At 31.2% G+C, this 446-nt stretch carries 1 protein-coding gene; it reads left to right on the top strand.

Going from position 1 to position 446, the window contains the following annotated elements; genetic code table 11:
- A partial coding sequence (locus P353_RS29760) for a hypothetical protein (protein ID WP_232776240.1) occupies window positions 1-182 on the top strand: 182 nt, incomplete at its 5' end.
- Window positions 183-446 lie beyond the last annotated feature (264 nt).

Below are 446 nucleotides of genomic sequence, written 5' to 3'. Positions count from 1 at the left end.
ACCGTCAACAAGTTCTGGAGTGCTTTGTTACCTTCCAGAACAGGCGTTCGGTAGTGGCAGTTTCAGAAAATGTTAAGAAAACAGTAATACCCAATTTAAAGATATTTTTTGAAGAATTTCAAATGATGGAAAAAGTGATTAATTTGTTGTGGTTTGAGGATGATGTGCTATTGAATAAATAGCGACCATGGGAAAAATCCTACAATGATAAAAAATGTAATCTTTATTTCAGTTTATTTTCACGCCATTTATTTCAAGAACAAAGGGTTTTTATCTAGATTTATCTCCAAGATGGTTAATACCTTGTATTTGAGTATAAATTTGTAAAAAATTAAACTTTATTTTTCTTTATTTGTTTTATATGGATTTTCAGTAAAACAGATTTTATTTTTTGCGTGACTTCCAACCTTTCTCTCTGCTGGGGTGTCACATGTATCTATCCGACG

Origin of the sequence: Comamonas testosteroni (assembly GCF_000761245.1) — a bacterium.
Taxonomy (GTDB): Bacteria; Pseudomonadota; Gammaproteobacteria; order Burkholderiales; family Burkholderiaceae_C; genus Comamonas; species Comamonas testosteroni_C.
The sequence above is the reverse complement of the archived record's forward strand: the minus strand, read 5'-3'. Positions and strand labels throughout refer to the sequence as shown.